The organism is Mesorhizobium sp. LCM 4576 (assembly GCF_001854815.1).
GTDB lineage: Bacteria > Pseudomonadota > Alphaproteobacteria > Rhizobiales > Rhizobiaceae > Mesorhizobium > Mesorhizobium plurifarium.
Genome location: NZ_MDDT01000017.1, coordinates 111,103 through 138,057, shown reverse-complemented (window position 1 = coordinate 138,057; position 26,955 = coordinate 111,103). Strand labels below are relative to the sequence as shown.

Here is a 26,955-nt window from a genome sequence, read left to right as displayed (position 1 = left end):
GTGCGATGGTGCGCCACCAATACGGAGTAGCAAAATGCCCAAGATGAAGACCAAATCGGCCGCCAAGAAGCGGTTCAAGATTACTGCCACCGGCAAGGTGYTGTCGGCTGCCGCCGGYAAGCGCCACGGCATGATCAAGCGTTCCAACAAGTTCATTCGCGATGCCCGCGGCACGATGGTTCTGGCTGAACCGGACGGCAAGAAGGTCATCAAGAATTTTCTGCCGAACGGCCTCTGARCATTCGGTCTGGACAGCGTTTTAAGGAGATCATGACATGGCACGCGTAAAGAGAGGCGTCACCGCCCACGCCAAGCACAAGAAGGTCCTGAAAGCCGCCAAGGGTTTCTACGGYCGCCGCAAGAACACCATCCGCATCGCCAAGCAGGCGGTGGAGAAGTCGCTGCAGTATGCCTACCGCGACCGCAAGAACCGCAAGCGCTCGTTCCGCGCGCTGTGGATTCAGCGCATCAACGCGGCGGTGCATGAGCACGGCCTGACCTATGGCCGCTTCATCGACGGCCTCAACAAGGCYGGCATCGAGATCGACCGCAAGGTCCTTTCGGACATGGCCATCCACGAGCCGCAGGCTTTCGCCGCGCTGGTCGGCAAGGCCAAGGTCGCGCTCGAATACCTGAAGAACACCACGCCGAATGCTTTTGAGAGCGCTGTCGCCTAAGCCAGCGCTTCCCAAGCATTCGCAATTCTGATTTTGGGGAACCCGCGCTGGCACGGCTGGCGCGGGTTTTTCTTATGCCTGCTGCAACAAAAATCGTACTGCGAAACGAAAATCGTGACGCACGCTGATGACAGCCACCGATAGAAAGAATTCGCCGTGAACGCCACCGCTGGAAATCTTGAAACCCTTGAAGCTTCGCTGATGGCCGACATCGCGGCGGCTTCGGACGAGGCCGCGATCGAGGCGGTGCGCGTCTCGGCGCTGGGCAAGAAGGGCTCGGTCTCCGAAATGCTGAAGACGCTGGGCGCCATGAGCGCCGAGGAGCGGCAGGTGAAGGGCCCGGCGATCAACGGCTTGAAGAACCGCGTCACCGAGGCGCTCGCCCAGCGCAAGGCGGCGCTGAAGGATGTGGCGATCGCCGCACGGCTCGCGGCGGAAACGGTCGACGTGACGCTCCCCGTCCGTCAGTCGCCGGCCGAGCGCGGCCGCATCCATCCGATCAGCCAGGTGATCGACGAGATCGCCGCGATCTTCGGCGACCTCGGCTTCGCCATCGCCGAAGGCCCGGACATCGAGACCGACTACTACAATTTCACGGCGCTGAACTTCCCCGAGGGGCATCCGGCGCGCGAGATGCACGACACCTTCTTCTTCCAGCCGGACGAGAAGGGTGAACGCAAGCTGCTGCGCACGCACACCTCGCCCGTGCAGATCCGCACCATGGAGCGGCAGAAGCCGCCGATCCGCATCGTCATCCCCGGCAAGACCTACCGGCAGGATTCGGACGCCACCCACTCGCCGATGTTCCATCAGGTCGAGGGGCTGGTGGTCGACAAGACCGCCAACGTCGCCAACATGAAGTGGGTGCTGGAAGAGTTCTGCAAGGCCTTCTTCGAGGTGCCGTCGGTCAAGATGCGCTTCCGGCCGTCCTTCTTCCCCTTCACCRAGCCCAGCCTCGAGGTCGACATCCAGTGCGACCGCTCGCGTCCGGGCGAAGTGCGCTTCGGCGAAGGCTCCGACTGGATGGAGATCCTGGGCTGCGGCATGGTGCATCCGAACGTGCTGCGCGCCGGCGGGCTCGATCCCGACGAATATCAAGGCTTTGCCTGGGGCATGGGCATCGACCGCATCGCCATGCTGAAATACGGCATGCCGGACCTGCGCGCCTTCTTCGACGCCGACGTGCGCTGGCTCAGCCATTACGGGTTCCGGCCGCTCGACCTGCCGACGCTGTTCGGGGGGCTGTCTGCATGACGGCACCTCACACCGGCGGCTGCCGTTGCGGCGCGGTGCGGTTCGAGGCTTCGGCCGAGCCGCACCACATCAGCTATTGCCATTGCGGCGATTGCCGGCGCGCGACGGGCGCGCCGGTGTCGGCCTTTGTCGGCTTCATGGCCGACCAGGTCGCGCTCACCGGCAAATCGCTGAAAAGCTACCGCAACGGCCCGGTGGAGCGCACGTTCTGCGGCACCTGCGGCTCGCCGATCGCCTATACCGACAAGAGGCTCGACAACCGGATCTATTTCATGCTCGGCGCCATGGACATGCCGGCCTATTTCAAGCCGACGCTGCATGCCTATGTGCGTGAGCAACTCCCCTTCCTGCATATGCCGGACGATCTGCCCAGACATCTGAAGACCAGCGTCTCCCGGCCCATCCAACAAGCGTCGGACGGGCAAGGACCAAACGGAACAGCACCATGAAATTCACCCTCTCCTGGCTCAAGGACCATCTCGAGACCGACGCCTCGCTTGCCGAGATCGTCGAGCGGCTAACCGCCATCGGCCTCGAAGTCGAACATGTCGACGACAAGTCGGGCCTGAAGCCCTTCGTCATCGCGAAAGTRCTGACGGCGGTGCAGCATCCCGACGCCGACCGGCTGCGCGTGCTCACCGTCGACACCGGCGACGGCAAGCCGCCGGTGCAGGTGGTGTGCGGGGCGCCCAACGCCCGCGCCGGCATGATCGGCGCCTTCGCCGCGCCCGGCACCTACATCCCCGGCATCGACGTGACGCTCTCGGTCGGCAAGATCCGCGGCGTCGAGAGCCACGGCATGATGTGCTCCGAGCGCGAGCTGGAAATCTCCGACGAGCACAACGGCATCATCGATTTGCCGCAGGACGCGCCGGTCGGCACCAGCTTCGCCGCCTACGCGCATCTCGACGATCCGGTGATCGAGATCAATCTGACGCCGAACCGTCCCGACGCGACCAGTGTCTACGGCATTGCGCGCGACCTCGCCGCGAGTGGGCTCGGCCGCCTGGTGGGCGGAGGGATCATGCCGCATGCCGGCAACGGCCTGTGCCCGGTCAAGGTCACGATCGAGGCGCCGGAACTCTGCCCCGGCTTCGCGCTGACACTGGTCAAGGGCGTGAAGAACGGCCCGTCGCCGAAATGGCTGYAGCAGCGGCTGATCGCGATTGGCCTGCGCCCGATCAGTGCGCTGGTCGACATCACCAACTACGTCACCTTCGACCGCGGCCGGCCGCTGCATGTCTTCGACGCCAAGAAAGTCGCCGGCAACCTCGTGGTGCGCCGCGCCAAGGAAGGCGAAAAGGTGCTGGCGCTCGACGGGCGCGAATACACGCTGACGCCGGAAATGTGCGTGATCGCCGACGACAACGGCGTCGAATCGATCGCCGGCATCATGGGCGGCGAGCATTCGGGCTGCGACGAGAACACCACCGACGTGCTGATCGAATCGGCGCTCTGGGACCCGATCGCCACGGCCCGCACCGGCCGCACGCTCGGCATCATCACCGATGCGCGTTACCGTTTCGAGCGCGGCGTCGATCCCGAATTCATGGTGCCGGGCGTCGAGCTGGCGACCAAGCTGGTGCTCGATTTCTGYGGCGGCACGCCTTCGGAGATCGAGGTCGCCGGCTATGYCGGCCACAAGCCGAAGATCGTCACTTTCCCGCTTTCGGAGGTGAAGCGGCTGACCGGCATCGAGGTGCCGAGGTCCGAGGCGCTGGACATCCTGACCCGGCTGGGCTTCGAGCCGCAGGGCTCGGGCGACGTCGTCAAGGTGAAGGTGCCGTCCTGGCGCCCGGATATCGACGGCAAGGCAGATCTTGTCGAGGAAGTGATGCGCATCCACGGCGTCGACAACATCGCGCCCCAGCCACTGACCTCTCATGACGCGGTCAACGGTAAGATCCTGACCACGCTGCAGGTGCGCACCCGTGCCGCCAAGCGGGCGCTCGCCGTGCGCGGCATGATGGAGGCCGTCACCTGGTCGTTCATCCCGGCCAAGCATGCCGAGCTGTTCGGCGGTGGCCAGAGCGCGCTCAAGCTCGCCAACCCGATCGCCGCCGACATGTCCGACATGCGGCCTTCGCTGCTGCCCGGGCTGATCGCGGCCGCGCAGCGCAATGCCGACCGCGGCATTGGCGATGTGGCGCTGTTCGAGGTCTCCGGCACCTATGAAGGCGACTTGGCCGACCAGCAGCGGCGCGTGGCCGCCGGCGTCAGGCGCGGCACCGCCAAGCTCGACGGCTCGGGCCGCAGCTGGGCCGGCAATGCCGGCCCGGTCGGCGTGTTCGACGCCAAGGCGGACGCGATCGCGGCGCTCGAATCCTGCGGCGCGCCGGTCGACCGGCTGCAGATCGAGCCAGGCGGCCCGGCCTGGTATCATCCTGGACGTTCCGGCACGATCAAGCTCGGTCCCAAGACCGTGCTCGGCACGTTCGGCGAGTTCCATCCGAAGACGCTGGACGGACTGGACGTCTCGGGCCCGCTCTGCGGCTTCGAGGTGTTCGTCGACGCCGTGCCGGAGCCGAAGGCCAAGCCGACGCGCACCAAGCCTAAACTGGAGCTATCGCCTTTCCAGGCGGTGAAGCGCGATTTTGCCTTCGTCGTCGACAGGACGGTCGAGGCCGGCACGCTGGTGCGGGCAGCTTTGGCCGCCGACAAGAAGCTGGTCACCGGCGTCTCGGTGTTCGACGTCTTCGAGGGCGCCTCGCTGGGCGCCGCCAAGAAATCGATCGCCATCGAAGTGTCGATCCAGCCGGTCGAAAAGACGCTGACCGACGAGGATTTCGAGGCGCTCGCAAAACGCATCGTCGAGAACGTCAACAAGCAGACAGGCGGCGTGCTGCGCGCTTAGAGCGGCTCAACGCCGCTCTAAGCATTTGTCTTACGCAATTCCAGACGGAAAACCGCCCGACACTTTTCCTGGAATTGCTTTGGCGGATTGCGGAGCGATGGCGAATCGCCCTCCAAAGGGCGATGAGCCATCTCCGCTATTCCGGCCTTCCCTTCGAAGAGCAACGCGCGGCCTTCCTCGCGATCGTCGCGGCCGATCCGCTGCTGGCCGAGACGCTGGCGCGGGTGCGAGAACTTGCCTTGCCGGATTGGCTGGTGGTCTCCGGCGCGCTCTACAACAGCGTCTGGAACCATCTGACCGCCAAACCGCCGGGATACGGCATCAAGGATGTCGACCTGTTCTACTTCGACGATGCCGATTTATCCTACGAGGCCGAGGATGCGGTGATCCGCCGGGCGGCAGCGCACTTCGAGGGGTTGAAGCTGCCGATCGAGGTGCGCAACCAGGCGCGGGTGCATCTTTGGTATCCGCAGAAGTTCGGACAACAATGCCCACGCTATGCGAGCGCGAGCGAGTCGGTGAGCTATTTTGCCTCGAAGACGCATGCAGTGGGGGTGCGGTACGGCAGCGACGGGAGGCTGGAACTCGTGGCGCCGTTCGGGCTGGATGACGTTTTTTCGTTTCGCATCATGCCGAACCGGGCGCTGGACAATCAGCGGACGCATGTGACGAAGGGGCAGCGGGCGAAGGAGTGCTGGCCGGAGATTGAGGTGGTGGCTTGGTAGGGTGCAGAGATAAGAAACGTCTGCGCGAGGCCCCCCTCTCTGCCCTGCCGGGCATCTCCCCCTCAAGGGGGGAGATTGGCAGCTTCGGCGCCGGCACTCCCCTTGCAACGTTGGCGATTGGCGAAAGCCGGCGTGACATCTGATCTCCCCCCTTGAGGGGGAGATGGCCGGCAGGCCAGAGAGGGGGGCCTCGCGCGTACCTTTCAACGAAAAGCCGAAACGCCCCCTTTCAACCCTCACCCGTTCACCAGCGCCAGCAATTCCTCCGTATAACGCTTGCCGACCACCTTGTCCGGCGACAACGCATCGCCGATCGCCGCCACTTCCGCCGCGCTCAGCTCAATCCCGGCCGCCGCCGTGTTCTGCTCCAGGTGCCGGATCTTCCTTGCGCCGGGGATCGGCACGATGAAATCGCCCTGGTGCAGCACCCAGGCGAGCGCCAGCTGCGCCGTTGTCACGCCCTTCCCGGCAGCCATCTTCTCCAGCACCGCGATGACGGCGTTGTTGGCTTCCATCGCCCCGGCCTGGAAGCGCGGCAGGGTCAGGCGCCAGTCGCCGGCGCCGAGCGCGTCGGGCTTGCTGAGCGTGCCGGTGAGCAGGCCGCGGCCGAGCGGGCTGTAGGGGACAAAGCCGACGCCGAGCTCGCGGCAGACGGCGAGGATCTCGTCCTCCGGATCGCGGCTCCACAGCGAGTATTCGCTCTGCACGGCGGCGATCGGGTGCACGGCATGCGCCCGGCGCAGCGTGGCTGCGCTCACCTCCGACAGGCCAAGCGCCMGCACCTTGCCCTCGCGCACCAGCTCCGCCATGGCGCCGACCGTGTCCTCGATCGGCACGTTGGGATCGACGCGATGCTGGTAATAGAGGTCGATCACGTCGGTATCGAGCCGCTTCAGCGAAGCTTCCGCCACCGCCTTGACGTGCTCAGGACGGCTGTCGACGCCGATCATGCGGTCGGTGCCCGAGCCGTGCTCGGAAATCTTGAAGCCGAACTTGGTGGCGATGGTGACTTTGTCGCGCACCGGCTTCAGCGCCTTGCCGAGCAGGATCTCGTTCTCGAAGGGGCCATAGACTTCCGCCGTGTCGAAAAAGGTCACGCCAATCTCGACAGCGCGGCGCAGCGTGGYGATGGCTTCCGCCTCGGGCTGGCCGCCATAGCCGAAACTCATGCCCATGCAGCCGAGGCCGACGGGGAAGACTTCGAGTTCAGTTCCTAGCTTGCGGGTTTTCATCACGCATCTCCTTGTTGCGATGCGAGGGAGATAAGGCCTTGCGCTTCGTTCGATAATCGACTCTCTTTTGTACGGCTTGCTCTATAAAATAGAACAATGAACCGGACCAATCTCTCACAGCTCGCGGTGCTCGCCACCGTTGCCCAATGCGCCAGCTTCCGCGGCGCTGCGCGCGAGCTCGGCATCGCGCCTTCGGCCGTGAGCCATGCCGTCTCCAGCCTGGAGGCGCGGCTCGGCGTGCGACTTCTGGCCCGCAGCACGCGCAGCGTATCGCCGACCGAGGAGGGGGCGCAGTTGCTCGAGCGGCTGCGGCCGGCGCTGTCCGAGATCGATCTCGCGCTGGAAACGGCGGCCGAGTCACGCGACCGGCCGGCCGGGAATCTCAGGCTGACCGTGCCGCGCACGGCCGCGCATCTGACGCTGACGCCACGGCTCGGCGCCTTTGCCGCCGCCTATCCCGACATCGTGCTGGAGATCGTGATCGAGGACCGCTTCACCGACGTGGTCGAAGGTGGTTTCGACGCCGGCGTGCGGCTCGGCGAAAGCCTGCAGCGCGATATGATCGCGGTGCGCATCGGCCCCGATCTCCGCGGCGCAGTGGTCGCCGCGCCATCCTATTTCGCTTCCATGCCGAAGCCGCGCCATCCGCGTGAGCTGGCGGACCACCGCTGCATCCGCTTCCGTTTCTCGAGTGGCATCCTCTACCGCTGGGAGTTCGAGAAGKACGGCGAGGAAATCGAGATCGCCGCGCAAGGGCCGTTGATCCTCGACGAGGATCATCTGATCGCCCAGGCGGCGGTCGATGGCGCCGGGCTCGCCTTCGTCTTCGAGCCCTATGTGCGGGCGCCGCTCGCCGACGGCCGACTGATCCGCGTGCTGGAAGACTGGTGCCCGTCCTTCGAGGGTTTCTTCGTCTATTATCCGAGCCGCAGGCAAATGCGGCCAGCGCTGAGAGCGTTCGTGGATTTCTTCAGGGTGAGCGGGTAGGCGTATACCCCCTTGTGGGGGCAGGCATATGGCACTCCCCCTCACCCAGCCTCCGCTTCGCTCGGCTGACCTCTCCCCAAGGGGAGAGGAGATTGCCGGCGTCGGCGCCAGTCTCTTCTCCCCATCGGGGAGAAGGTGGCCGCGAAGCGGCCGGATGAGGGGGCTGCGCGGCCATATGCGATTGCCCTCCCCTTGTGGAGAGGGTAAGTCGCCGGAAGAAAACCGGCGCCGGCAACGTTCGCCTCCCATGYAATCCCTCACCAACACCCCCACCCGCTACGGCTGGGCGATGATCGTCCTTCACTGGCTGATCGGCATCATCTTCATCGGCCAATTCGCGCTCGGCGTCGTCATGGTGCGCATCACAAGCCAGCGGGCGTCCTTCGAGCTGATCCAGCTGCACAARTCCTTCGGCTTCCTGCTGCTCGGGCTGATCATCCTGCGCATCGCCTGGCGGCTCGGCAATGCGGCGCCGGCGCTACCGGTTTCGGTCGGAACGCTGGAGCGAAGGACAGCGCCGCTGGCGCATTTCGCGCTCTATGCCTTCCAGATCGCGCTGCCGCTCTCCGGCTGGGCGCTGGTCTCGGTGTCGACGCTGGAAATCCCGACCATGCCGTTCAACCTCTTCGTGATGCCCAATTTGCCGCTTGTCGAATCCGATGCGGCGGAAAGCTTCTGGACTTCGGCGCATTGGTATCTCGCCTATGCCGGCATTGCGCTGGTGGCGCTGCACATCGCGGCGGCGCTGCGCCACCATTTCCTGCTGCGCGACACGGTGCTGACGCGCATGATCACACCTTCGTCAGGCAGGGAATAGAACCGCGCCATCATTCGTTGGTGGGACGAAAACGCAGAAAAAAGCGTATCTGCGGAGGGACGAAACCCATGAACACGCGCATCTTCGGATTGGCGGYCTTCGCCGCTTGCCTCACCGTGCCTGCCGTTGCCGCCGTGGCGCTCAGCGACGCCGCCGGCAGCTACACGATCAGCCCGTCGGGCTCCTCGATCCGCTTCACCATCGGCAAGGTCGGCGGCGGCGGCTTCGATGGCGCCTTCGGTCGCTTCAAAGGCACGATCCGCATCGACAATGGCGATGTCGGCCGCTCGAAGGTCGACCTCACCATCTATCCCGAAAGCGTCGGTACCGGGCAAGGCCGCATCGATGCCTTCCTGCGCTCCGACGCGGTATTCGACGCGGCCAACAATCCGGAAATCCAGTTCCGCTCGACYAGCGTCACCCGCACCGGCGACACGACAGCGCTGGTGACCGGCCGGCTGACGGCGCGCGGCAGGACGTTTCCGGAAAAATTCACGGCCGAGCTCGGCGGCTTGCGGGGCGGGACCATCAAGTTCCACGTCACCGGCAAGGTGCTCAGGTCGCGCTACGGCATGGATGTCGGCACGCCGCTCTATTCCAACGTCGTCGAATTCGACATGACGCTGACGGGGAGAAGGGGGTAGCGCCCGGTTTCCTCGCCCCCGCGAAGGCGGGGGAGAGGTGGCTCGGGCGAAGCCCGAGACGGAGCGGGGGGGCGCCCTGCGCGACGGCAGGGCCCTCGCAGAATTGGGCTGCTGTGAAGCAGCTCGGCTCTGAGGTCGGCACTCTACGAAGCCCCTCTCCGTCCCGGCTTCGCCGGGACACCTCTCCCCACTGCGTGGGGCGAGGAAGGCGCCTCCCGCATTGGCTTTTCTGCGGAATTGGGGCACACCTCCATCGATGTAAACCGACATGGGAGAAGCGTGATGTTCCGATGGGGTGTTCTGTCGACGGCGAAGATCGGCCGCGAGCAGCTTTTGCCGGCAATCGTGGACTCGGAGAACGGCGTCCTGTCGGCGATCGCCAGCCGCGACCTGTCGAAGGCCAAGGCATTGGGTGAGCGTTTCGGCGCCCGCCATGCTTTCGGCTCCTATGAGGAGCTGCTTGCGTCCAAGGAGGTCGACGGCGTCTACATCCCGCTGCCGACCTCGCAGCATGTCGAATGGACGGCAAAGGCGATCGAGGCCGGCAAGCATGTGCTGGTCGAAAAGCCTCTGGCGCTCGACGCCAAGGATATCCCGCCGCTGATCAAGCTGCGCGACCAAAAGAAGGTGCTGGTCTGCGAGGCCTTCATGGTCGTCTACCACCCGCAATGGATCAAGGTGCGCGACCTCATCGCCGGCGGCGCCATCGGCCGGCTGCGCCATGTGCAGGGTGCGTTCTCCTATTACAATGTCGACCCCAACAACATGCGCAACCAGCTCGACCTCGGCGGCGGCGCGCTGCCCGACATCGGCGTCTATCCGACGGTGTCGACGCGCTTCTCGACCGGCAAGGAGCCGCTGCGCGTGCAGGCGACGATCGAACGCGACAAGACCTTCGGCACCGACATCTACTCCTCGATCCGCGCCGACTTCGGCGACTTCGAGCTGTCCTTCTATCTGTCGACGCAGATGGCGGCGCGGCAGGTGATGGTGTTCCACGGCGAGAAGGGCTTCATCGAGATCTTCGGCCCGTTCAATGCCGGGCTCTACGAGCACCACCGCATCGAGCTGCACAACCAGAACCACACCGAGGCGCAGGTGTTCCGCTTCCCCGGCACGCAGCAGTACCGGCTGGAAGTCGAAGCCTTCGTGCGCGCCGCCCAGGGCGGCAAGGACCGTGTCTTCACGCTGGAGGAATCGGTGCTGAACCAGAAGGTCATCGACGCCATCTTCCGCGCCGGCGACAAGGACGGCTGGGAACCCGTCTAAACAARCTGCCGGCTAGCTTCTGGGAGGAATAGATGGCTGACGCGGACGTGATCATTGTCGGCGCGGGGCTGGCCGGCCTCGTTGCCGCTGCCGAGCTGGCTGACGCCGGCAGGAAGGTCATCATCGTCGACCAGGAGCCGGAACAGTCGTTGGGCGGCCAGGCCTTCTGGTCGTTCGGCGGGCTGTTCCTGGTCGATTCGCCCGAGCAGCGGCGCATGCGCATCCGTGATTCGCACGACCTCGCGCTCGAGGACTGGATGGGCACGGCCGCTTTCGACAGGCCGGAGGATCTCTGGCCGCGCCAATGGGCGGAGGCTTATGTCGGCTTCGCCGCCGGCGAGAAGCGCTCCTGGCTGATCGAGCGGGGCCTGAAGTTCTTCCCCGTGGTCGGCTGGGCCGAGCGCGGCGGCGGCAACGCGGTCGGCCATGGCAACTCGGTGCCGCGCTTCCACATAACCTGGGGCACCGGGCCCGGCGTGATCGAACCTTTCGTGCTGCGCGCGCGCGAAGCGCAAAAGCGCGGGCTGGTCGCGTTCAGGTTCCGCCACCGGGTCAACGAGATCATCCGCACCGGCGACACGGTGACGGGCGTGCGCGGTGACATCCTCGAGCCGAGCAGCGTCGAGCGCGGCCGCAAGAGCTCACGCGCCGCGACGGGAGACTTCGAGCTCCACGCGCAGGCCGTGATCGTCGCTTCCGGGGGCATCGGCGGCAACCACGAGCTGGTGCGCAAGAACTGGCCGCCTCGCCTCGGCACGCCGCCGAAACGCATGATCACCGGTGTTCCCGATCATGTCGACGGACGCATGCTGGCGATCGCCGAGGCGGCCGGCGGTTCGGTCATCAACCGCGACCGCATGTGGCACTATGTCGAAGGGATCAGGAACTGGGCGCCGATCTGGACCGAGCATGCGATCCGCATCCTGCCCGGCCCGTCCTCGCTCTGGCTCGACGCGCGCGGCAAAAGGCTGCCGGTGCCGCTCTATCCGGGCTTCGACACGCTGGGCACGCTCAGCCACATCATGAGCACCGGCTTCGACTATTCCTGGTTCATCCTGACGAAGAAGATCATCCAGAAGGAGTTCGCGCTGTCGGGATCGGAGCAGAACCCCGACCTCACCGGCAAGAGCTGGCGGCAGGTGCTGGGCCGCGCGACATCGGGTATTCCCGGCCCGGTGAAAGCCTTCATGGAGAAGGGCGAGGACTTCATCGTCGAGGCCGACCTTGCGAAGCTGGTGGCGCGCATGAACGCGCTCGCCGGCGGCGAGCCGCTGCTCGATGTCGCGCAGGTCGAGCGCGAGATCCGCGCCCGCGACATGCAGCTCGACAACCCCTTCTCCAAGGACGCGCAGGTCACGGCGCTGCGCGGCGCGCGGGCCTATCTCGGCGACAAGCTGATCCGCACGGCCAAGCCGCACAAGATGCTTGACCCGGCCAACGGCCCGCTGATCGCGGTGCGCCTCAACATCCTCACCCGCAAGACGCTGGGCGGGCTGCAGACCGATCTCGACAGCCGCGTGCTCGACGCCGAGGGCCAGCCGGTGCCGGGTCTCTACGCGGTGGGCGAGGTGGCCGRCTTCGGYGGCGGCGGYGTGYATGGCTACGCGGCGCTGGAAGGCACCTTCCTCGGCGGCTGCATTTTTTCGGGGCGGAGTGCCGGGCGGGCCGCGGCGAAGGCGGTCGGGTGAGCGATAGTCTCCCCCCTTGAGGGGGAGATGGCCGGCAGGCCAGAGGGGGGTCGTCTCACGTAGATCGCCAACGTCGCCTGCCGCCGCAAAAGCGTGGCGTTCCATGCGCTGTGACCCCCTCTGTCGCCTTTGGCGACATCTCCCCCTCAAGGGGGGAGATTTTTTTGTCTCCGCGCGAATCCTTTCGCCCATCCGAAACGTCTTCCTCTTGCAATCCCCAAGCAGGAGACGACCATGACCTACAATCTCATCCGCTATCGCGTGAAGGATGCCAGCATCGCCGAGAACCGGGCGCTGGCGGCAAAAGTGTTCGAGGCGCTGGATGAAACGCAGCCGCAATCAGTGCGCTACCTAGTGCTTGAGCTCGACAACGGCGAATTCGTCCACCTTGTCGGCTATGACAAGGACAGTTCGGCGCTCACCGAGCTCGACGCCTTCAAGGCGTTCGGCGCCGATCACGCCGGCCGGCGTTCGACGCCGCTTGTGAGGTCGCCGGCGAAGATCGTCGGCGATTATCGTATGCTGGCCAGGGTCGATGAAGCCGTGCCCGCCTGACCTTGGCATTGGCGTGAGAGAAAGAGGACGATGAGCTTGGCAGGGTTCGGCCGCGCGGAACTTGAGGCCATGCTCGTCGGCCTGCGGCCGAAACTGCATCGCTACGCCGCGCGCATGGCGGGTTCGTCGATCGACGGCGAGGACATCGTGCAGGAGGCGGTGGTGAAGGCGCTTGCCGCGTATGACGGCGGCGCTCTGGTCGAACGCCCGGAGCAGTGGCTGTTCCGCATTGCCCACAATGCGGCGCAGGATCATCTGCGCCGCCGCCAGCGGGACCGCTCCCGCATCACCGAGGCCGACATGACGACGATCGAGGATCACTCGGCCAGCGCCGAGGCGAGRCTTGCGGCGGCGGCAAGCCTGCGCGCTTTCATGCAGCTGACGCCGGCACAGCGCAGCGCCGTGGTCCTGACCGACGTGCTCGGCCTCAGCCTTTCCGAAACCTGCGACGTGACGGGCGCGACCTTGGCTGCAACCAAGGCGGCGCTGCATCGCGGCCGGGCGGAGCTGAAGGCGCTGGCGGGCCGAACCGACGACGTCGCCATGCCGAAGCTCGACCCGGAGKGGGAGCGTCGGCTGCGCCACTATGTCGACCTGTTCAATGCGCGCGATTTCGACGGGGTGAGACGGCTGATCGCCGAGGATGTCCAGGTCGACGTCGTCAATCGCGCCCGCCTCAACGGCAAGAAGGAAGCCTCGACCTATTTCGGCAATTACGACCRCCTCGGCGACTGGGCGCTGTCGCTCGGCTTCGTCGACGGCCGGCCGGCGATTYTGATCCGCAACCCGCGGGCGGACGACGCCGTGCGCGGCTTCGTGCTGATCGACTGGCGCGGCGAAGAGGTCGTGCGCATCCGCGATTTCCGCCATGTTCCTTATTGCGTCGTCGAGGCGGATATCTGCTTCCTTACCGATTGAGCCGCGGCGCGATCACGATTCGAATAGAACCGACCGCGTCGCGTTGAGGTACCGTCCAGCCTGTTCGCATTAGCCGCCGRCAAAGTTATACTCGGCTTGGGGGCACCGGCGAGAGGACGGCCACATGCTTCCTTCATCAGGCCTCGAACGGCTGAACGCGTTCTCGGACGGCGTGTTCGCCGTACTCATCACAGTGCTGGTGCTGGAGCTTCGCCCGCCGGAAATCCCGACCTTCGCGGCGCTGCTCCGACTGTGGCYGACCTGGGTGAGCTATGGCGTGAGCTATCTTTTCATTGCCATCGTCTGGGCGAACCATCATCACCTGCTGCGCCACGCGACCGGAATGACCGCCCGCCTGATGTGGCACAATTTCGCGCATCTGTTCTCGGTTTCCCTGCTCCCGCTGGCCACTGCCTGGATGGCCGTCAGCGAACTCTCGCCGCAGCCCGTCGCCTTCTATGCCGGCGTCTTCTTCCTGGTGAACCTGACCTATCTCTTCCTCATCCGCGAGCTGATCGAGCCGCTGCCGGCGGAGATGATTCCGCAGAGTGCGCGCAAAACGATGCGCCTTCGCGCGGCGGCGACGCTCTGTCTGTTCGCGCTCGCCGCGCTCGTCGCCCTGAGATATCCGATCGCCGGCCTGGCCATCTGTTGCTGCTGCCTGGCCGTGTATCTGCGTCCGCAAGCCCCGGGCACGCGAGATCGGGGCTGACAAGGATCAGGACATCCCCGCTCCAGGGTCGGCCAGCTGCCGTCAACATAGATGTTTTAAACATCAATCCTTGACGATAGAACGTTTTAATGTAGGCTACAGCACCGAGACCTCATATCTCAGAACTGAACAAGAGAGTCGTCGGTGATAACCGCACCGCAATTGCGCGCCGCCCGATCGCTGCTCGGCATCGATCAACGCCGGCTTGCCGAATTGTCCGGCCTGTCGGTGCCGACGATCCAGCGCATGGAAGCCAGCGGCTCGATCATCCGGGGCAATGWCGATTCGCTGATGAAGCTGATCGCGGCGCTCGAGGTATCCGGCATCGAGCTGATCGGGGAAGGCGCGGTGAGCCAGGGCGGCGGACGCGGCGTGCGGCTGAAAGCCGGTTTCGATCCGGCCAAGGTATCCGAAGCCGATGGCGACGGGGCCGAATCCGGCGGGAGCCAGCCGTGAATTCGACCGTCGCGCTTCTGCTGTGCGGCCCTGCCGCGCTTCTGGCGACAGCCGTCCTCGCCGCGGCCGTCAGCCGGCACAGCTTTGCGACGCGTCTGGTCTATGGCGCCGCGTTTGTCATTTCAGCCGTCCTGGTGGTGATCGTTGCCGGCCATCTCGCCGGCAACTCCGGCGAGGCGTCCGCCACCTTGCCGCTCGGCCTGCCCTGGACCGGCGCCCGATTCCGCCTCGACGGCCTGTCGGCGTTCTTCCTCCTCGTCGTCAATCTGGGCGGCGCCATCGCCAGCCTCTACGGTCTCGGCTACGGCCGGCACGAATCGGCGCCGCATCGGGTGATGCCGTTCTACCCGGCGTTCCTCGCCGGCATGAACCTCGTCGTGCTGGCCAACGACGCCTTCAGCTTCCTCTTGTCCTGGGAATTCATGTCGCTCGCTTCCTGGGCGCTGGTCATGGCGCACCACCGCGACGAGGCCAACAGGCGGGCCGGCTATATCTACCTGGTGATGGCGAGCTTCGGCACGATGGCGCTGCTGCTTGCCTTCGGCCTGCTGGCCGGACCGGCGGGAACCTACGCGTTCGACGCGATGCGGACGGCGCATCCCGGCCCGCTCGCGGCGGGCGCGGTGCTCGTTCTCATGCTGCTCGGCGCCGGCTCCAAGGCCGGCCTCGTGCCGCTGCATGCCTGGCTGCCGCTTGCTCATCCGGCAGCGCCCAGCCACGTCTCGGCGCTGATGAGCGGCATCATGACCAAGGTCGCCATCTACGGCTTCATCCGCGTGGTGTTCGACCTGCTTGGCGAGCCGGCATGGTGGTCGGGCATAGCTGTGCTTCTCATCGGCGGCGTGACGGCGGTGCTGGGCATCCTTCACGCGCTGATGGAAAAGGACCTGAAGCGGCTGCTCGCCTACTCGACCATTGAGAATATCGGCGTCATCTTCACCAGCCTCGGCCTTGCGCTCGCCTTCAAGGCGAATGCCATGCCCTCGGCCGCGGCGCTGGCCTTCACCGCGGCGCTCTTTCATGTGCTCAACCATTCCTTCTTCAAGAGCCTGCTGTTCTTCGGCGCCGGCGCGGTGCTGACGTCGACCGGCGAGCGCGACATGGAAAAGCTCGGCAGCCTCATCCACCGCCTGCCGGTGACCAGTTTCGTCTTCCTCGTCGGCTGCGTCTCGATCTCGGCGCTGCCGCCCTTCAACGGCTTCGCGTCAGAATGGCTGGTCTTCCAGGCCATATTGCGCAGCCCCGAGCTGCCGCAATGGGGGCTGAAGGTCATCGTGCCCGCGGTCGGCGGCATGCTGGCCCTGGCGGCGGCGCTGGCCGCGGCCTGCTTCGTCAAGGCATTCGGCATCACCTTCCTCGGCCGGGCGCGGTCGGCGGCGGTGGAACGGGCGCATGAGGTCGACCGCTGGTCGCTGACGGCGATGGCGGTGCTTGCCGCCTTCTGCCTGCTGGCCGGCATCCTGCCCGGCTTCGTCATCGACGCCCTGTCGCCGGTGACGATTTCGCTCATCGGCGACCGCATGCCGGTGCAGATGGCTGAGCCCTGGCTGTCGATCGTGCCGATCGCCGAGAGCCGCAGCTCCTATAACGGCCTCCTGGTGTTCGTCTTCATCACCGTCTCGGCGTCGCTTGCGGCCTTCTTCATCCACCGCTTCGCCTCGCATGCGCTGCGCCGGGGCATTGCCTGGGGGTGCGGCTTCGCGGACGCGGTGCCGGCCGCGCAATACACCGCCGTCAGCTTCGCGCAGCCCATTCGCCGCGTCTTCGGCGGCTTCGCGTTCAGGTCCCGCGAGACGGTGGACATGCCGGCGCCGGGCTCCCTCGAGCCGGCGCGTCTCAAGGTGGACATGCATGACGTGGCCTGGGAGATCTTCTACCAGCCGATCACCGGCGCGATCGATTTCGCCACCGAGCGGCTGAACCACCTGCAGTTCCTGACCATCCGCCGCTATCTGACGCTGGTGTTCCTCTACCTCGTCATCCTGCTTCTGGTGCTTGCGCTATGGCCATGATTTTCCAGCTGGCCGTGCAGGGCGCGCAGATGCTGGTCGTGCTTCTGCTGGCGCCGCTTCTGATCGGCTTCGTGCGCAAGGTGAAGGCAAGGCTGCTGCGGCGGCAAGGACCCCCGCTGATCCAGCCCTATCGCGATCTCGTCAGGCTGATGCGCAAGGAGGTGGTGCTGGCCGACAACGCCTCCTGGCTGTTCCGCGTGACGCCCTATCTGATCTTCGCCGCAACCTGGGTGGCGGCGGCGCTGGTCCCGACATTCGCCGCCGGCCTCGAATTCAGCTGGACCGCCGACCTCATCGTCATCGTGGCGCTGCTCGGCAGCGCGCGCTTCTTCCAGGCGTTGGCCGGGATGGATGTCGGCACCAGCTTCGGCGGCATTGGCGCCAGCCGCGAGGTGATGATCGCGTCACTCGCCGAACCGGCGATGCTGCTCATCGTCTTCAGCCTGGCGCTGGTGGCCGGCGCCACGCAGCTTTCGACCGTCGCCGCCTTCATGGGCTCTCCGCAAGTCGGACTGAGGGTGTCGCTCGGCATGTCGCTGATTGYGCTCGTGATGGTGGCGATCGCCGAGAATGCGCGCATTCCGGTCGACAATCCGGCCACGCATCTGGAGCTCACCATGGTGCATGAGGCGATGATCCTGGAATATTCCGGCCGCCATCTGGCGATGATCGAGCTCGCCACCTTTCTCAAGCTGCTGCTCTACATGTCGCTGATCTCCTGCGTCTTCCTGCCCTGGGGTCTGGACGGCGCAAGCGCAGGGCCGAAAGCGCTGGCCATCGGCGCCGTCGCCTATCTCGGCAAGCTCACGGTGCTTGCCATCCTGCTTGCCGTGTTCGAGACGGCGGTCRCCAAGATGCGTGTCTTCCGCGTACCGGATTTCTTGGGCGCGGCGCTGATGCTGGCGCTGCTCGGCACGCTTTTGCTGTTCGTCTCGCGGAGCCTGTGATGAACGGTCTCACCTTCGACATCGCCCATCTGCTCGCCGGCAGCCTGGTGCTGATCTCCTTCATGATGCTCTACCAGGACCGGCTGTTCGCGCTGATAAACGTCTTTGCGCTGCATGCGGTCATGCTTGCCCTGTCGGTGGCCTGGCAGGCCTATGTCCAGGACGCGCACCACCTCTACATCACCGCGGCGATAGCGCTGGTCTTCAAGGCGATCGTCATTCCCGTCGGACTGCACCGCATCATCCAGCGGCTCGGCATCCATCGCGACATCGAGACCGCGGTCGGCATCGGCCCGACCATGCTCGCCGGCATCGGACTGGTGACGCTCTCCATGGTGCTGATGCTTCGGGTGACGCCCGAGGCCGACCCGCTCGCCCGCGAAGATCTCGCCTTCGCGCTGTCGATCATCCTGCTGGGGCTGCTGGTGATGGTCACGAGGCGCAACGCCGTCAGCCAGGTCGTCGGCTTCATGTCGCTGGAAAACGGCCTGGTTCTGGCCGCCACCGGCGCCAAGGGCATGCCGCTGGTCGTCGAGATCAGCGTCGCCTTCTCGATCCTGATCGCCTTCATCGTCATCGGCGTCTTCCTGTTCCGCATCCGCGAACGGTTCGATTCGGTCGATATCGGCGCGCTTGACGACTACCGGGGAGAACGTCGGTGAGCGGGTTCTCCTTCGATGCCGTGGCCGCGATCCTTTTCATCCCGGCGGGCGCCGCGGCTATCCTGGCGGCATTGCCGAACTATCGGATGACCGCGGCCGTCAATGTCGTGGCCAGCCTGCTCACCCTGCTTGCGGCGCTCTCGCTGTTCGTCACCGACCGGCCGGYGCCTGGGCAATATCTGCTGGTCGACGACCTCAACATCGTCTTCATCGTGCTCAACACATTCGTCGGCTTCACCACCAGCGTGTTCAGCGCGTCCTATATCGCGCATGAGCTGGAGACCGGGCGCCTGACCGCGCCGAACCTCCGGTTCTACCATGCGATGTACCAGATCATGATGTTCGGCATGAACCTCGCCTTCGTGTCGAACAATATCGGCCTGATGTGGGTCGCGGTGGAGCTCGCCACGCTGACTACCGTGTTGATGGTCGGCATCTACCGCACGCACGAGGCGCTGGAAGCGGCGTGGAAATATTTCATCCTCGGCAGCGTCGGCATCGCGCTCGCGCTGTTCGGCACCATTCTCGTCTACATGGCCGCGCAGCCGGTGGTCGGCGAAGGCACCAACGCCATGGTCTGGTCGGTGCTGATCGAAAAGGCTGCGCATTTCGACCCGGCGCTGCTCAGCGTCGCCTTCATCTTCCTGCTGCTTGGCTACGGCACCAAGGTCGGCCTCGCCCCCTTGCATGCCTGGCTGCCCGACGCGCATGCCGAGGGCCCGACGCCGATCTCGGCGGTGCTGTCGGGCCTGCTGCTCAACGTCGCGCTCTATGCCGTGCTGCGCTTCAAGCTCCTGCTCGCGGCGAGCCCCGAAGCGATCGGACCAGGACCGCTGATGGTCACGATGGGACTGACCTCGCTGATCTTCGCGGCCTTCATGCTCTACCGCCGCCGCGACATCAAACGCCTGTTCGCCTATTCCTCTATCGAGCATATGGGCATCATCGTCTTCGCTTTCGGCATGGGCGGCCCGCTCGCCAACTTCGCCGGCCTGCTGCACATGGTCATGCACAGCCTGACCAAATCGGCGATCTTCTTCGCCGTCGGCCATATCGCGCAGGTCAAGGGCACGCAGAAGATCTCCGAGATCAGGGGGCTGACCGAAAGCCATCCCGGGCTTGGCTGGGCGCTCGTCATCGGCGTCGTGGCCATCGCCGGCCTGCCGCCGCTCGGCATCTTCATGAGCGAGTTCCTGGTCGTGAGCTCGACCTTCGCAAGGCATCCATGGCTGGCGATCCCGCTGGTGTTCGGGCTGCTTATCGCCTTCGGGGCACTGTTGCTGCGGCTGACCGGGCTCGCCTTCGGCGAGCCGCGCGGCGGCACCGCGCCGGTCGAGGCATCCTACGTGCCGATGTATTCGCACCTCGCTTTGGTGTTTGCCGCCGGCATCTACCTGCCGGCGCCGCTGGTGGCGTGGTTCCAGCATGTCGCCGGGATCTTGGGGTGAGGCGGATGACCCGGAAGAATTTGCCCGCACTCGCCGATCTCATCGAGGCCGCCCGCCGGATCGAGTATCACCTTCCCTGGCCGCGCGCCGTGGTGGCCCCGAAGGTCTGGAACCTCGCCGTCGAGCAGCTCGCCAAGGGCCGCTGGAGCCTGCTCGGCTTGTGGGGGGAGCCGGACAAGGTGCACATGGCGCTTCTGGACGAAGCGCTCGACATCGGCGTCATCAGCCTGGACTGCCGGGGCGGYCGCTACCCTTCGGTCGGCCAGCACCATCCGCCGGCTTTGCGRCTGGAACGCGCCGCGGCGGACCTGTTCGGGCTGGCGCCGCAAGGCCTGCCCGACACCCGCCGCTGGATCGACCATGGCCAATGGGGCATCAGCCATCCCCTGGCGGCGCAGCCCGGCGGKCCGGCGGCCGCCTCTTCCTACCGGTTCCTGGCAGCGGAGGGCGAGAGCCTCCACCAGATCGCGGTCGGGCCGGTGCATGCCGGCATCATCGAGCCGGGACATTTCCGCTTCACGGCCGGCGGCGAAACGGTGGTGCGGCTGGAAGAGCGGCTGGGCTATGTGCACAAGGGCATAGAGGGCCTGATGGCCGGCGCATCCCTGGATCGCGCGGCCAAGCTGGCGGGCAGGACGTCAGGCGACAGCACGGTCGCCTATTCCCTGGCCTTCGCCCGCGCCGTCGAAGCCGCGCTCGGCGTCGCGCCACCGCCGCGCGCGATATGGCTGCGCGCGCTGATGGCGGAGCTGGAGCRCCTGGCCAATCACCTCGGCGACATCGGCGCCATCTGCAACGACGCCGCTTTCGCGATCATGCATGCGCATTGCGGGGTGCTGCGCGAACGCGTGCTGCGCGCCGCCGACGCGGCCTTCGGCCATCGCCTGATGCGCGACCGCATCCTGCCCGGCGGCACGGCATGCGACCTGGATGAGGCCGGCACCAGCGCCATCCGGTCGCTGGTCGCGGAGATCAGGCAGCGCTTCCCGCATCTGGTCGAGCTCTACGACAACACCGCCTCGCTGCAGGACCGTACGGTGACGACCGGCCGGCTGAAGGTCGAGCTTGCCCGGCAATATGCCGCCGGCGGCTATGTCGGGCGCGCCTCGGGCCGCGATTTCGATGCGCGGCGCGCGCCGGGCTACGCGCCTTACGACGAGCTCGCCTTCGACGTGCCGGTGCTGCAGGAGGGCGACGTCAACGCGCGCGTTTGGATCCGCGTGCGGGAAGTCGAGCAGAGCCTGTCGCTGGTCGAGCAGATCCTCGGGCGGCTGCCCGCCGGCCCAGCTCTCGTCGAGGTCGTGCGCGCGGACGGGCCGCGCGAGGGCATGGCGCTGGTCGAGGGTTTCCGAGGCGACATATTGGTCTGGCTGCGCATCGGCGAGGGCRGCACRATCGAGCGTTGCYACCTGCGCGACCCTTCATGGTTCCAGTGGCCGCTCTTGGAAGCAGCGATCGAAGGCAACATCGTCGCCGACTTCCCGATCTGCAACAAATCGTTCAACTGCTCCTATTCCGGCCATGATCTCTAGAGCAATTCCAGGAAAAGTGCGCAGCGGTTTTCCGTCCGGAATTGCGCAAAAACAAAGAGTTGGAGCAGATCGGCGATTCTACCAGACGCTGAACTGCTCCAACCTGGGCCAAGGCACACCGCCATGCGCAAGCTRCTYTTCGAAAKCCTGATCCGTCCGCCTCTGACCGAGCGACCGCCGCAAGTCAGCGAYGCGGCGGTCGACGAACTGGCACGCGCGCTCGACGGTGTCGCCCGCAACCGGCTCGGCCGGAGCCTGTCGATCCGCGCCGTCGACGCCGGCTCCTGCAATGGCTGCGAGCTCGAGATGCATGCGCTCAACAACGCTTTCTACGACATCGAGCGTTTCGGCTTCCGCTTCGTCGCCTCGCCCCGCCATGCCGACGTGCTGATGGTCACCGGGCCGGTCACCAGGAACATGCGCGAGGCGCTGAAGCGGACCTTCGACGCGATGCCCAATCCGAAATGGGTGGTCGCGCTCGGCGGCTGCGCGAAGGACGGCGGCTGCTTCGCCGGCAGCTATGCGGTCGTCGGCGGCGTGTCCGACGTGGTGCCGGTCGACCTGCATATCCCGGGATGCCCGCCGCCGCCCATCGAGATCCTGAAGGGGTTGATCGCCCTGCTCGACGGGGCGAACGGGAGGGGTGGCGCTTCAGTTTCTTGATCCCGGCCAACTGCATTGGCGAGACCGGAGCACTTAGCTTGCGCTCACGCCGGCATCGGCCACCCAAACGCCGCATCCGCGATTTCCGCCAGGCATCCTATTGCCTCAATGAGGCTGATCTCGGCGTCATCGGCGGTTGACCGCCGCACAGGACACGGCCTCATCAAATGATCGTGAAGCTGCATGATCGTCACGGATCGGCCATCAGAGCAGCAGCATAGGCCTGCGAAGTCGCCTCAGCTTCCGGTCCGATACGCTGCGCTGAGCAGCTCAGATCGGCCGTAAGAGGGGGCAACTGGCCCRACATCACCAGCCTGTTGTTTTTTCCATAGTGCGAGCGAACGCGCTCGCGGGGTTTCCAATGTCTCTTCATGAAGCAATAAAGCCTGCCAAGAAAAGCGCTCGCCATGCCGAAGCAATGGCCGGATCGCCCCAGCGCGAACAAATCCTGATCGGTCCCGATTTCATCCAGAAGGGCGCGCCGGACGAAAGGCTCGACCGGTTCTTTGGCGACTTGGCGAGCCGCTTCGACGCCGCGCCCGCGGTCATTTCCGGCGGCCGCGCCTGGTCGTATCGCGAGATGAACAACCGCGCCAACCAGTTCGCGCATCTTCTGATCGAGCGTGGCGTCAAGCCAGGCGACCGGATCGGCCTTTTGCTGGACCRCTCCGCCGAGACATACATCGCCGTGCTGGCCGTCATGAAGGCCGGGGCGGCCTTCGTGCCTTTGGCCACCGCGTTTCCCGAAGACCGCATGGTGATGATCATCGACGACGCCAATGTCACGTTGGTGATCAGCGTCTCGGGCTATGCGGCGCGCGTGGCGCGCCTGCCGGTGCCGCATATCTCGATTGACTCTGCGGAGTCCGAGATCGCGCTCCAGCCGGAAACGGCGCCCCTGCCGGAGGGCGTCCAGGATCAAACCTGCTACATCCTCTATACATCCGGCACCACCGGCAAGCCGAAAGGCGTTGTCATCACCCACCAGAGCTTCTGCAACTTCATCCGCGTCGCCGCGGCGTCCTACGGCTATCAACCCGGTGATCGGGTTTACCAGGGCATGACCATCGCCTTCGACTTTTCCTCGGAGGAAATCTGGGTGCCGTTCGCCGCCGGCGCCACGGTCGTGCCGGCCCCGGGTCAGCAGCCCCTCGTCGGCGAGGAGCTCGCCGCTTTCCTGCGTGAACACCAGATCACATGCATGGCCTGCAGCCCGACCCTTTTGTCGTCGATCGAGAGCGACGCGCCGAGYCTGCGCGCGATCCTGGTCGGCGGCGAAGCCTGCTCGAATAAACTCGTGGTGCGTTGGGCGAAGCCTGGCCGCCAGATCCTGAACACCTACGGCCCGACCGAGGCCACGGTCACCGCCACGATGGCATTRCTGACGCCGGACGAGCCGGTGACGATCGGCAGGCCGCTGCCAACCTATTCGATAGCCATCCTCGACCCGGAGAAGCCGACGGTGCTGACCGGCGACCAGCTGGGGGAAATCTGCATCGGCGGCATGGGCGTGGCGGTCGGCTATCTCAATCGGCYGGAACTGACGGACCAGAAATTCATCCAGGATTTCATCGGGCTGCCGAACAATCCCAGCGGCCGCATCTACCGGACGGGCGACCTTGGCCGGATCAACGACAAGGGCGAGATCGAATATCACGGCCGCATCGACACGCAGGTGAAGATTCGCGGCTAYCGTATCGAACTGGGCGAGATCGAGGCCGTGCTGCTCGACCAGCCAGGCATCGCGCAGGCGGCGGTCACGACCTGGGAGATCGAGCCCGAGCGCACGGAACTTGTCGGCTACTATGCGCCCAAGGTCGGAGGCGAAGGGGTGGATCGCACGGTGCTCGTGCAGGAGCTGAAGCGCCGGCTGCCGGATTACATGGTCCCGGCCTATCTGGAGCAGTTGCCCGCGATCCCGATGACGGTCTCCAACAAGGTCGATCTGAGGAAATTGCCGAAACCGACCAGCGCGCGTGTCGCATCCGGCCATGCGATGGTCGACCCGCGCAACGAGGACGAGACGTTCCTGGTGGACGCGCTGCAGGACGTGCTGAAGTTCGAGGATATCTCCATCGAGGATCACTTCTTCGACGATCTCGGCGCGAACTCTCTTTTGATGGCCAGATTCTGCGCCCRCATCCGCGCCCGCAAGGCGTGGTCGACGACGTCGATGCGCGACATCTACCTGCATCCGACGGTCGCCAGGCTCTCCGATTACCTGCGCGAGCCGCAAGCGGCCGCTATTGCCGCGAGCGAGCCGATGCTGACGCATCGGGCGTCCAATCTTGCCATCTGGGCAACGGGATTCGGCCAGTTGCTGTTCTACGCGGTCTACAGCTATGTCGCGCTTTGGGCGATCAATGACGGCCTCAACTGGGTCTATGACGCCCTGGACGATCCGGGCGCCCTTTACATGCGCTGCGTTATTTTGTCCGCCTGCGTGTTCTTCGGATTGAGCGGCTTCGCCATCGCCGCCAAATGGCTGCTGGTCGGCCGCTGGAAAGCCGAAACCTTCCCTATCTGGGGCTGGCGGTATTACCGCTTCTGGATCGTGAAGACACTGGTCCGCAGCGCTCCGGTCGTGCTGTTCCGCGGCAGCCCGCTCTACAGCCTGTATTTGYGCCTGCTCGGCGCCAGGCTTGGCGAACGCACCGTCATCGAATGCCGCGCCGTTCCGGTCTGCACCGACCTGATCACGATCGGCGACAACTCGATCCTGCGCAAGGAATCGATGATCCTCGGGTTCCGCGCCCAGGCGGRCTATATCCACACCGGTCCGGTCAACATCGGCAACAACGCCTTCGTCGGCGTCGGCTCGACGCTGGACATCGATACTCGCATCGGCGACGGCRCCCAGCTCGGCCATGCTTCATCGCTGCATCGCGGACAGACCATTCCGGCGGGAGAGCGCAGGCACGGCTCGCCGGCGATCCCGACCGAGGCCGACTACTGCACCGTCCCCAACGTACCGCTGTCGAGAGTGCGCCGGGTCATCTATGAGGCGATCCAGCTCTTCATCCTCTTCGCCATCGTCACGCCTTTTCCGCTGCTCTTCCATACCTATTGGGAAAATGTCGGCGACGACTATCAGGAGACGATCGGCCTGGTGGCGATCGGTACCACGGTCACGGTGGCAGGCTTCATCGTCGGTGGGGTGCTGCTGGCGACCRTCGTGCCAAGGCTGTTCAACCTCATGCTCAAACCCGGCCGGAACTATTCGCTCTACGGCTTCCACTACTGGCTGCAATCGATGCTTGAGCTGGTGAGCAATGTACGCCTGCTGAACGTCCTGTTCGGCGACAGCTCGGCCATCGTCTACTATCTGCGCGCCCTCGGCTGGCGGCTGAACAAGGTTGATCAGACCGGCTCGAATTTCGRCACCAACCAGCGGCACGAGAATCCGCAGCTCAGCGAAATCGGCTCGGAAACCATGGTGTCCGACGGTCTGTTCATGGTCAACATGCAGAAGTCGGCCAACTCCTTCCGCCTTGAGTACACACGGGTCGGCGAGCGCAACTTCTTCGGCAACAACATCATCTACTCACCGGATTCCCGCGTCGGCGACAATTGCCTGCTCGGAACCAAGGTCCACGTGCCGGTGGACGGTCCCATGCGCGAGAATGTCGGGCTGCTGGGCTCGCCGCCCTTCGAGATTCCGCGCATGGTCAATCGCGACAAGGAGCTTCTCGGATTGATCTCCGACAAGGAGCGCAGCCGCCGCCTGCCGCGGAAGAACCTGCACAATCTCGTCACCGCGCTGATGTTCGTGRCCGCGCAATGGATGATCCTGTTCCTGACGCTCGCCATCTGGGACCGGGCGCTCAACTACTATACCGAATGGGGCGAGACGGCGCTGTTCGTGGCGGTGGTGCTGACCACGGCGATCGGTATTCCGTTCTACATCTTCCTCGAGCGCGCCAGCCTCGCCTTCCGCCGGCTGAAGCCCAGGATGGCGACGATCTACGACCCGGTTTTCTGGCGGCACGAACGCCATTGGAAGCTGTCCGATTCACCGATCATGGGGCTGTTCACCGRCACCCCGTTCCGGCCGCTGATCCTGCGCCTGCTGGGCGTGAAGGTCGGGCTGCGACTCTATGACGGCGGCTGCATCATAACCGAGCGGTCGCTGGTGGAGATCGGCGACGACGTGACGCTCAACGAGGGCTGCGTGATCCAGCCGCACTCGCTGGAGGAAGGCGCGTTCAAGTCCGACTACATCCGCATCGGCAATGGCTGCACGCTGGCGCCTTCCGCCTTCGTTCACTACGCGGTGGTGATGGGCGAGGGGTCCGTGGCCGACGTCGACTGCTTCGTCATGAAGGGCGAGGTGCTGGAGCCGAACACGGTCTGGCGCGGCAACCCGGCAAAACTTTACGGCGTCGTGACGCCGATCGATGCCCGCGCGATGGAAATCGGGCACGCTCCGTGACGCGCGCCGCCGGAAAGAGCGACCCGCCGGTCGCCCTCGAGCCGGCCGGCAAGGGCAACCGGGCGGCGATACTGGCGCTTGAGCTGTCGCCCGCACAACAAGGCTTCGTCGCTTCCAACGGGGACTCGCTGGCCGAAGCCCGCCTGGATGACGAAGCCATCGCTCGCGCCGTGGTCACCGAAGGGCGCGTCGTCGGATTCGTGATGTACAGCGCGCCGGACGACGATGACGAAGCGATCATCTATCGTTTCATGATCGACCGGCGCGAGCAGGGCAAGGGCCTCGGCCGCGCCGCCGTCGCCAAGGCGCTGGAAGAGATTGCGCGCCTTGGCCATGTCCACCGCGTCTCGATCTGCTACGAGCCGGAAAACGAGGCCGCGCGCCAGCTTTACGCCGGCTTCGGTTTCGTGGAGCAGGGACTGGACGAAGACGGCGAGATGATCGCCGTGCTCGAATTGGGCAGATAGGGCG

Annotated in this window: 24 protein-coding genes; 23 read left to right on the top strand and 1 reads right to left on the bottom strand. The window is 65.5% G+C overall.

Annotation, left to right across the window (positions count from 1 at the left end):
• Positions 1 to 34: 34 nt before the first annotated feature.
• The 6 genes from rpmI to LCM4576_RS09465 all read left to right on the top strand — a co-directional run bounded on the left by rpmI (position 35) and on the right by LCM4576_RS09465 (position 5,510).
• On the top strand, positions 35 to 238 hold the full coding sequence (gene rpmI, locus LCM4576_RS09490) for a 50S ribosomal protein L35 (RefSeq protein WP_027166935.1): 204 nt from the start codon (positions 35 to 37) through the stop codon (positions 236 to 238).
• Between the two features lie 37 nt (positions 239 to 275).
• A complete protein-coding gene (rplT, locus tag LCM4576_RS09485) occupies positions 276 to 677 on the top strand; it encodes a 50S ribosomal protein L20 (RefSeq protein ID WP_040986810.1) in 402 nt (133 codons plus the stop codon).
• 201 nt (positions 678 to 878) lie between these two features.
• Positions 879 to 1,931 (top strand): phenylalanine--tRNA ligase subunit alpha, encoded by a 1,053-nt coding sequence (gene pheS / locus LCM4576_RS09480; RefSeq protein WP_071031923.1) that lies wholly within the window; start codon positions 879 to 881, stop codon positions 1,929 to 1,931.
• Positions 1,928 to 2,380 carry a GFA family protein gene (locus LCM4576_RS09475; protein ID WP_071031861.1) on the top strand — a complete coding sequence of 151 codons (453 nt, stop codon included), beginning with the start codon at positions 1,928 to 1,930 and terminating at the stop codon, positions 2,378 to 2,380. The genes pheS and LCM4576_RS09475 overlap by 4 nt, the downstream gene beginning before the upstream one ends.
• Positions 2,377 to 4,785 (top strand): phenylalanine--tRNA ligase subunit beta, encoded by a 2,409-nt coding sequence (gene pheT, locus LCM4576_RS09470; RefSeq protein ID WP_071031860.1) that lies wholly within the window; start codon positions 2,377 to 2,379, stop codon positions 4,783 to 4,785. Before LCM4576_RS09475 ends, pheT begins: the two co-directional genes overlap by 4 nt.
• Positions 4,786 to 4,907: 122 nt before the next feature.
• On the top strand, positions 4,908 to 5,510 hold the full coding sequence (locus LCM4576_RS09465) for a nucleotidyltransferase family protein (RefSeq protein WP_071031859.1): 603 nt from the start codon (positions 4,908 to 4,910) through the stop codon (positions 5,508 to 5,510).
• A 236-nt stretch (positions 5,511 to 5,746) separates the two neighbouring features.
• On the opposite strand, the gene LCM4576_RS09460 is transcribed toward LCM4576_RS09465, so the two are convergent.
• The gene (locus LCM4576_RS09460; RefSeq protein WP_071031858.1) at positions 5,747 to 6,742 is read right to left on the bottom strand and encodes an aldo/keto reductase; all 996 of its coding nucleotides are present in this window, start codon (positions 6,740 to 6,742) and stop codon (positions 5,747 to 5,749) included.
• 96 nt (positions 6,743 to 6,838) lie between these two features.
• On the opposite strand from LCM4576_RS09460, the gene LCM4576_RS09455 reads away from it, so the two are divergent.
• The 17 genes from LCM4576_RS09455 to LCM4576_RS09370 all read left to right on the top strand — a co-directional run bounded on the left by LCM4576_RS09455 (position 6,839) and on the right by LCM4576_RS09370 (position 26,951).
• On the top strand, positions 6,839 to 7,729 hold the full coding sequence (locus LCM4576_RS09455; RefSeq protein WP_071031857.1) for a LysR family transcriptional regulator: 891 nt from the start codon (positions 6,839 to 6,841) through the stop codon (positions 7,727 to 7,729).
• A 247-nt stretch (positions 7,730 to 7,976) separates the two neighbouring features.
• A complete protein-coding gene (locus LCM4576_RS09450; protein WP_071031856.1) occupies positions 7,977 to 8,546 on the top strand; it encodes a cytochrome b in 570 nt (189 codons plus the stop codon).
• A 68-nt stretch (positions 8,547 to 8,614) separates the two neighbouring features.
• Positions 8,615 to 9,190: a YceI family protein gene (locus tag LCM4576_RS09445; RefSeq protein ID WP_071031855.1), complete on the top strand. Its 576-nt coding sequence runs from the start codon at positions 8,615 to 8,617 to the stop codon at positions 9,188 to 9,190.
• A gap of 282 nt (positions 9,191 to 9,472) precedes the next feature.
• Positions 9,473 to 10,459, top strand: a complete 987-nt coding sequence (locus LCM4576_RS09440) for a Gfo/Idh/MocA family protein (RefSeq protein ID WP_071031854.1) — start codon at positions 9,473 to 9,475, stop codon at positions 10,457 to 10,459.
• A gap of 32 nt (positions 10,460 to 10,491) precedes the next feature.
• Positions 10,492 to 12,147 (top strand): FAD-binding dehydrogenase, encoded by a 1,656-nt coding sequence (locus tag LCM4576_RS09435; protein ID WP_071031853.1) that lies wholly within the window; start codon positions 10,492 to 10,494, stop codon positions 12,145 to 12,147.
• Between the two features lie 234 nt (positions 12,148 to 12,381).
• Complete coding sequence (locus tag LCM4576_RS09430) at positions 12,382 to 12,702, top strand: hypothetical protein (RefSeq protein ID WP_244508191.1); 321 nt, start codon at positions 12,382 to 12,384, stop codon at positions 12,700 to 12,702.
• Between the two features lie 30 nt (positions 12,703 to 12,732).
• Positions 12,733 to 13,620, top strand: coding sequence for a sigma-70 family RNA polymerase sigma factor (locus tag LCM4576_RS09425; RefSeq protein ID WP_071031852.1), 888 nt, complete (start codon positions 12,733 to 12,735; stop codon positions 13,618 to 13,620).
• Positions 13,621 to 13,744: 124 nt separating this feature from the next.
• Complete coding sequence (locus tag LCM4576_RS09420) at positions 13,745 to 14,332, top strand: TMEM175 family protein (RefSeq protein WP_071031851.1); 588 nt, start codon at positions 13,745 to 13,747, stop codon at positions 14,330 to 14,332.
• Positions 14,333 to 14,476: 144 nt separating this feature from the next.
• Entirely contained in the window at positions 14,477 to 14,788 is a 312-nt protein-coding gene (locus LCM4576_RS09415) for a helix-turn-helix domain-containing protein (protein ID WP_071031850.1), read from the top strand.
• Positions 14,785 to 16,800: a hydrogenase 4 subunit B gene (gene hyfB / locus LCM4576_RS09410; protein WP_071031849.1), complete on the top strand. Its 2,016-nt coding sequence runs from the start codon at positions 14,785 to 14,787 to the stop codon at positions 16,798 to 16,800. Before LCM4576_RS09415 ends, hyfB begins: the two co-directional genes overlap by 4 nt.
• A complete protein-coding gene (locus tag LCM4576_RS09405) occupies positions 16,797 to 17,747 on the top strand; it encodes a respiratory chain complex I subunit 1 family protein (RefSeq protein WP_407067367.1) in 951 nt (316 codons plus the stop codon). The genes hyfB and LCM4576_RS09405 overlap by 4 nt, the downstream gene beginning before the upstream one ends.
• Positions 17,747 to 18,409, top strand: a complete 663-nt coding sequence (locus LCM4576_RS09400) for a hydrogenase-4 component E (protein ID WP_071031847.1) — start codon at positions 17,747 to 17,749, stop codon at positions 18,407 to 18,409. Before LCM4576_RS09405 ends, LCM4576_RS09400 begins: the two co-directional genes overlap by 1 nt.
• Positions 18,406 to 19,857 carry a hydrogenase 4 subunit F gene (locus LCM4576_RS09395; protein ID WP_071031846.1) on the top strand — a complete coding sequence of 484 codons (1,452 nt, stop codon included), beginning with the start codon at positions 18,406 to 18,408 and terminating at the stop codon, positions 19,855 to 19,857. The genes LCM4576_RS09400 and LCM4576_RS09395 overlap by 4 nt, the downstream gene beginning before the upstream one ends.
• Positions 19,858 to 19,877: 20 nt before the next feature.
• Positions 19,878 to 21,389 carry an NADH-quinone oxidoreductase subunit C gene (locus tag LCM4576_RS09390; RefSeq protein ID WP_116397915.1) on the top strand — a complete coding sequence of 504 codons (1,512 nt, stop codon included), beginning with the start codon at positions 19,878 to 19,880 and terminating at the stop codon, positions 21,387 to 21,389.
• Between the two features lie 123 nt (positions 21,390 to 21,512).
• Positions 21,513 to 22,052, top strand: coding sequence for an NADH-quinone oxidoreductase subunit B family protein (locus LCM4576_RS09385; RefSeq protein ID WP_071031844.1), 540 nt, complete (start codon positions 21,513 to 21,515; stop codon positions 22,050 to 22,052).
• Between the two features lie 418 nt (positions 22,053 to 22,470).
• Entirely contained in the window at positions 22,471 to 26,484 is a 4,014-nt protein-coding gene (locus tag LCM4576_RS09375; protein ID WP_244510730.1) for a Pls/PosA family non-ribosomal peptide synthetase, read from the top strand.
• Complete coding sequence (locus tag LCM4576_RS09370) at positions 26,481 to 26,951, top strand: GNAT family N-acetyltransferase (RefSeq protein ID WP_071031842.1); 471 nt, start codon at positions 26,481 to 26,483, stop codon at positions 26,949 to 26,951. Before LCM4576_RS09375 ends, LCM4576_RS09370 begins: the two co-directional genes overlap by 4 nt.
• Positions 26,952 to 26,955 lie beyond the last annotated feature (4 nt).

Coding starts and splice junctions, on each gene's coding strand:
- LCM4576_RS09430 (WP_244508191.1), top strand. CDS start 12,382: ATGACCTACAATCTCATCCGCTATCGCGTGAAGGATGCCAGCATCGCC.
- LCM4576_RS09475 (WP_071031861.1), top strand. CDS start 1,928: ATGACGGCACCTCACACCGGCGGCTGCCGTTGCGGCGCGGTGCGGTTC.
- LCM4576_RS09400 (WP_071031847.1), top strand. CDS start 17,747: ATGAACGGTCTCACCTTCGACATCGCCCATCTGCTCGCCGGCAGCCTG.
- LCM4576_RS09465 (WP_071031859.1), top strand. CDS start 4,908: ATGAGCCATCTCCGCTATTCCGGCCTTCCCTTCGAAGAGCAACGCGCG.
- LCM4576_RS09440 (WP_071031854.1), top strand. CDS start 9,473: ATGTTCCGATGGGGTGTTCTGTCGACGGCGAAGATCGGCCGCGAGCAG.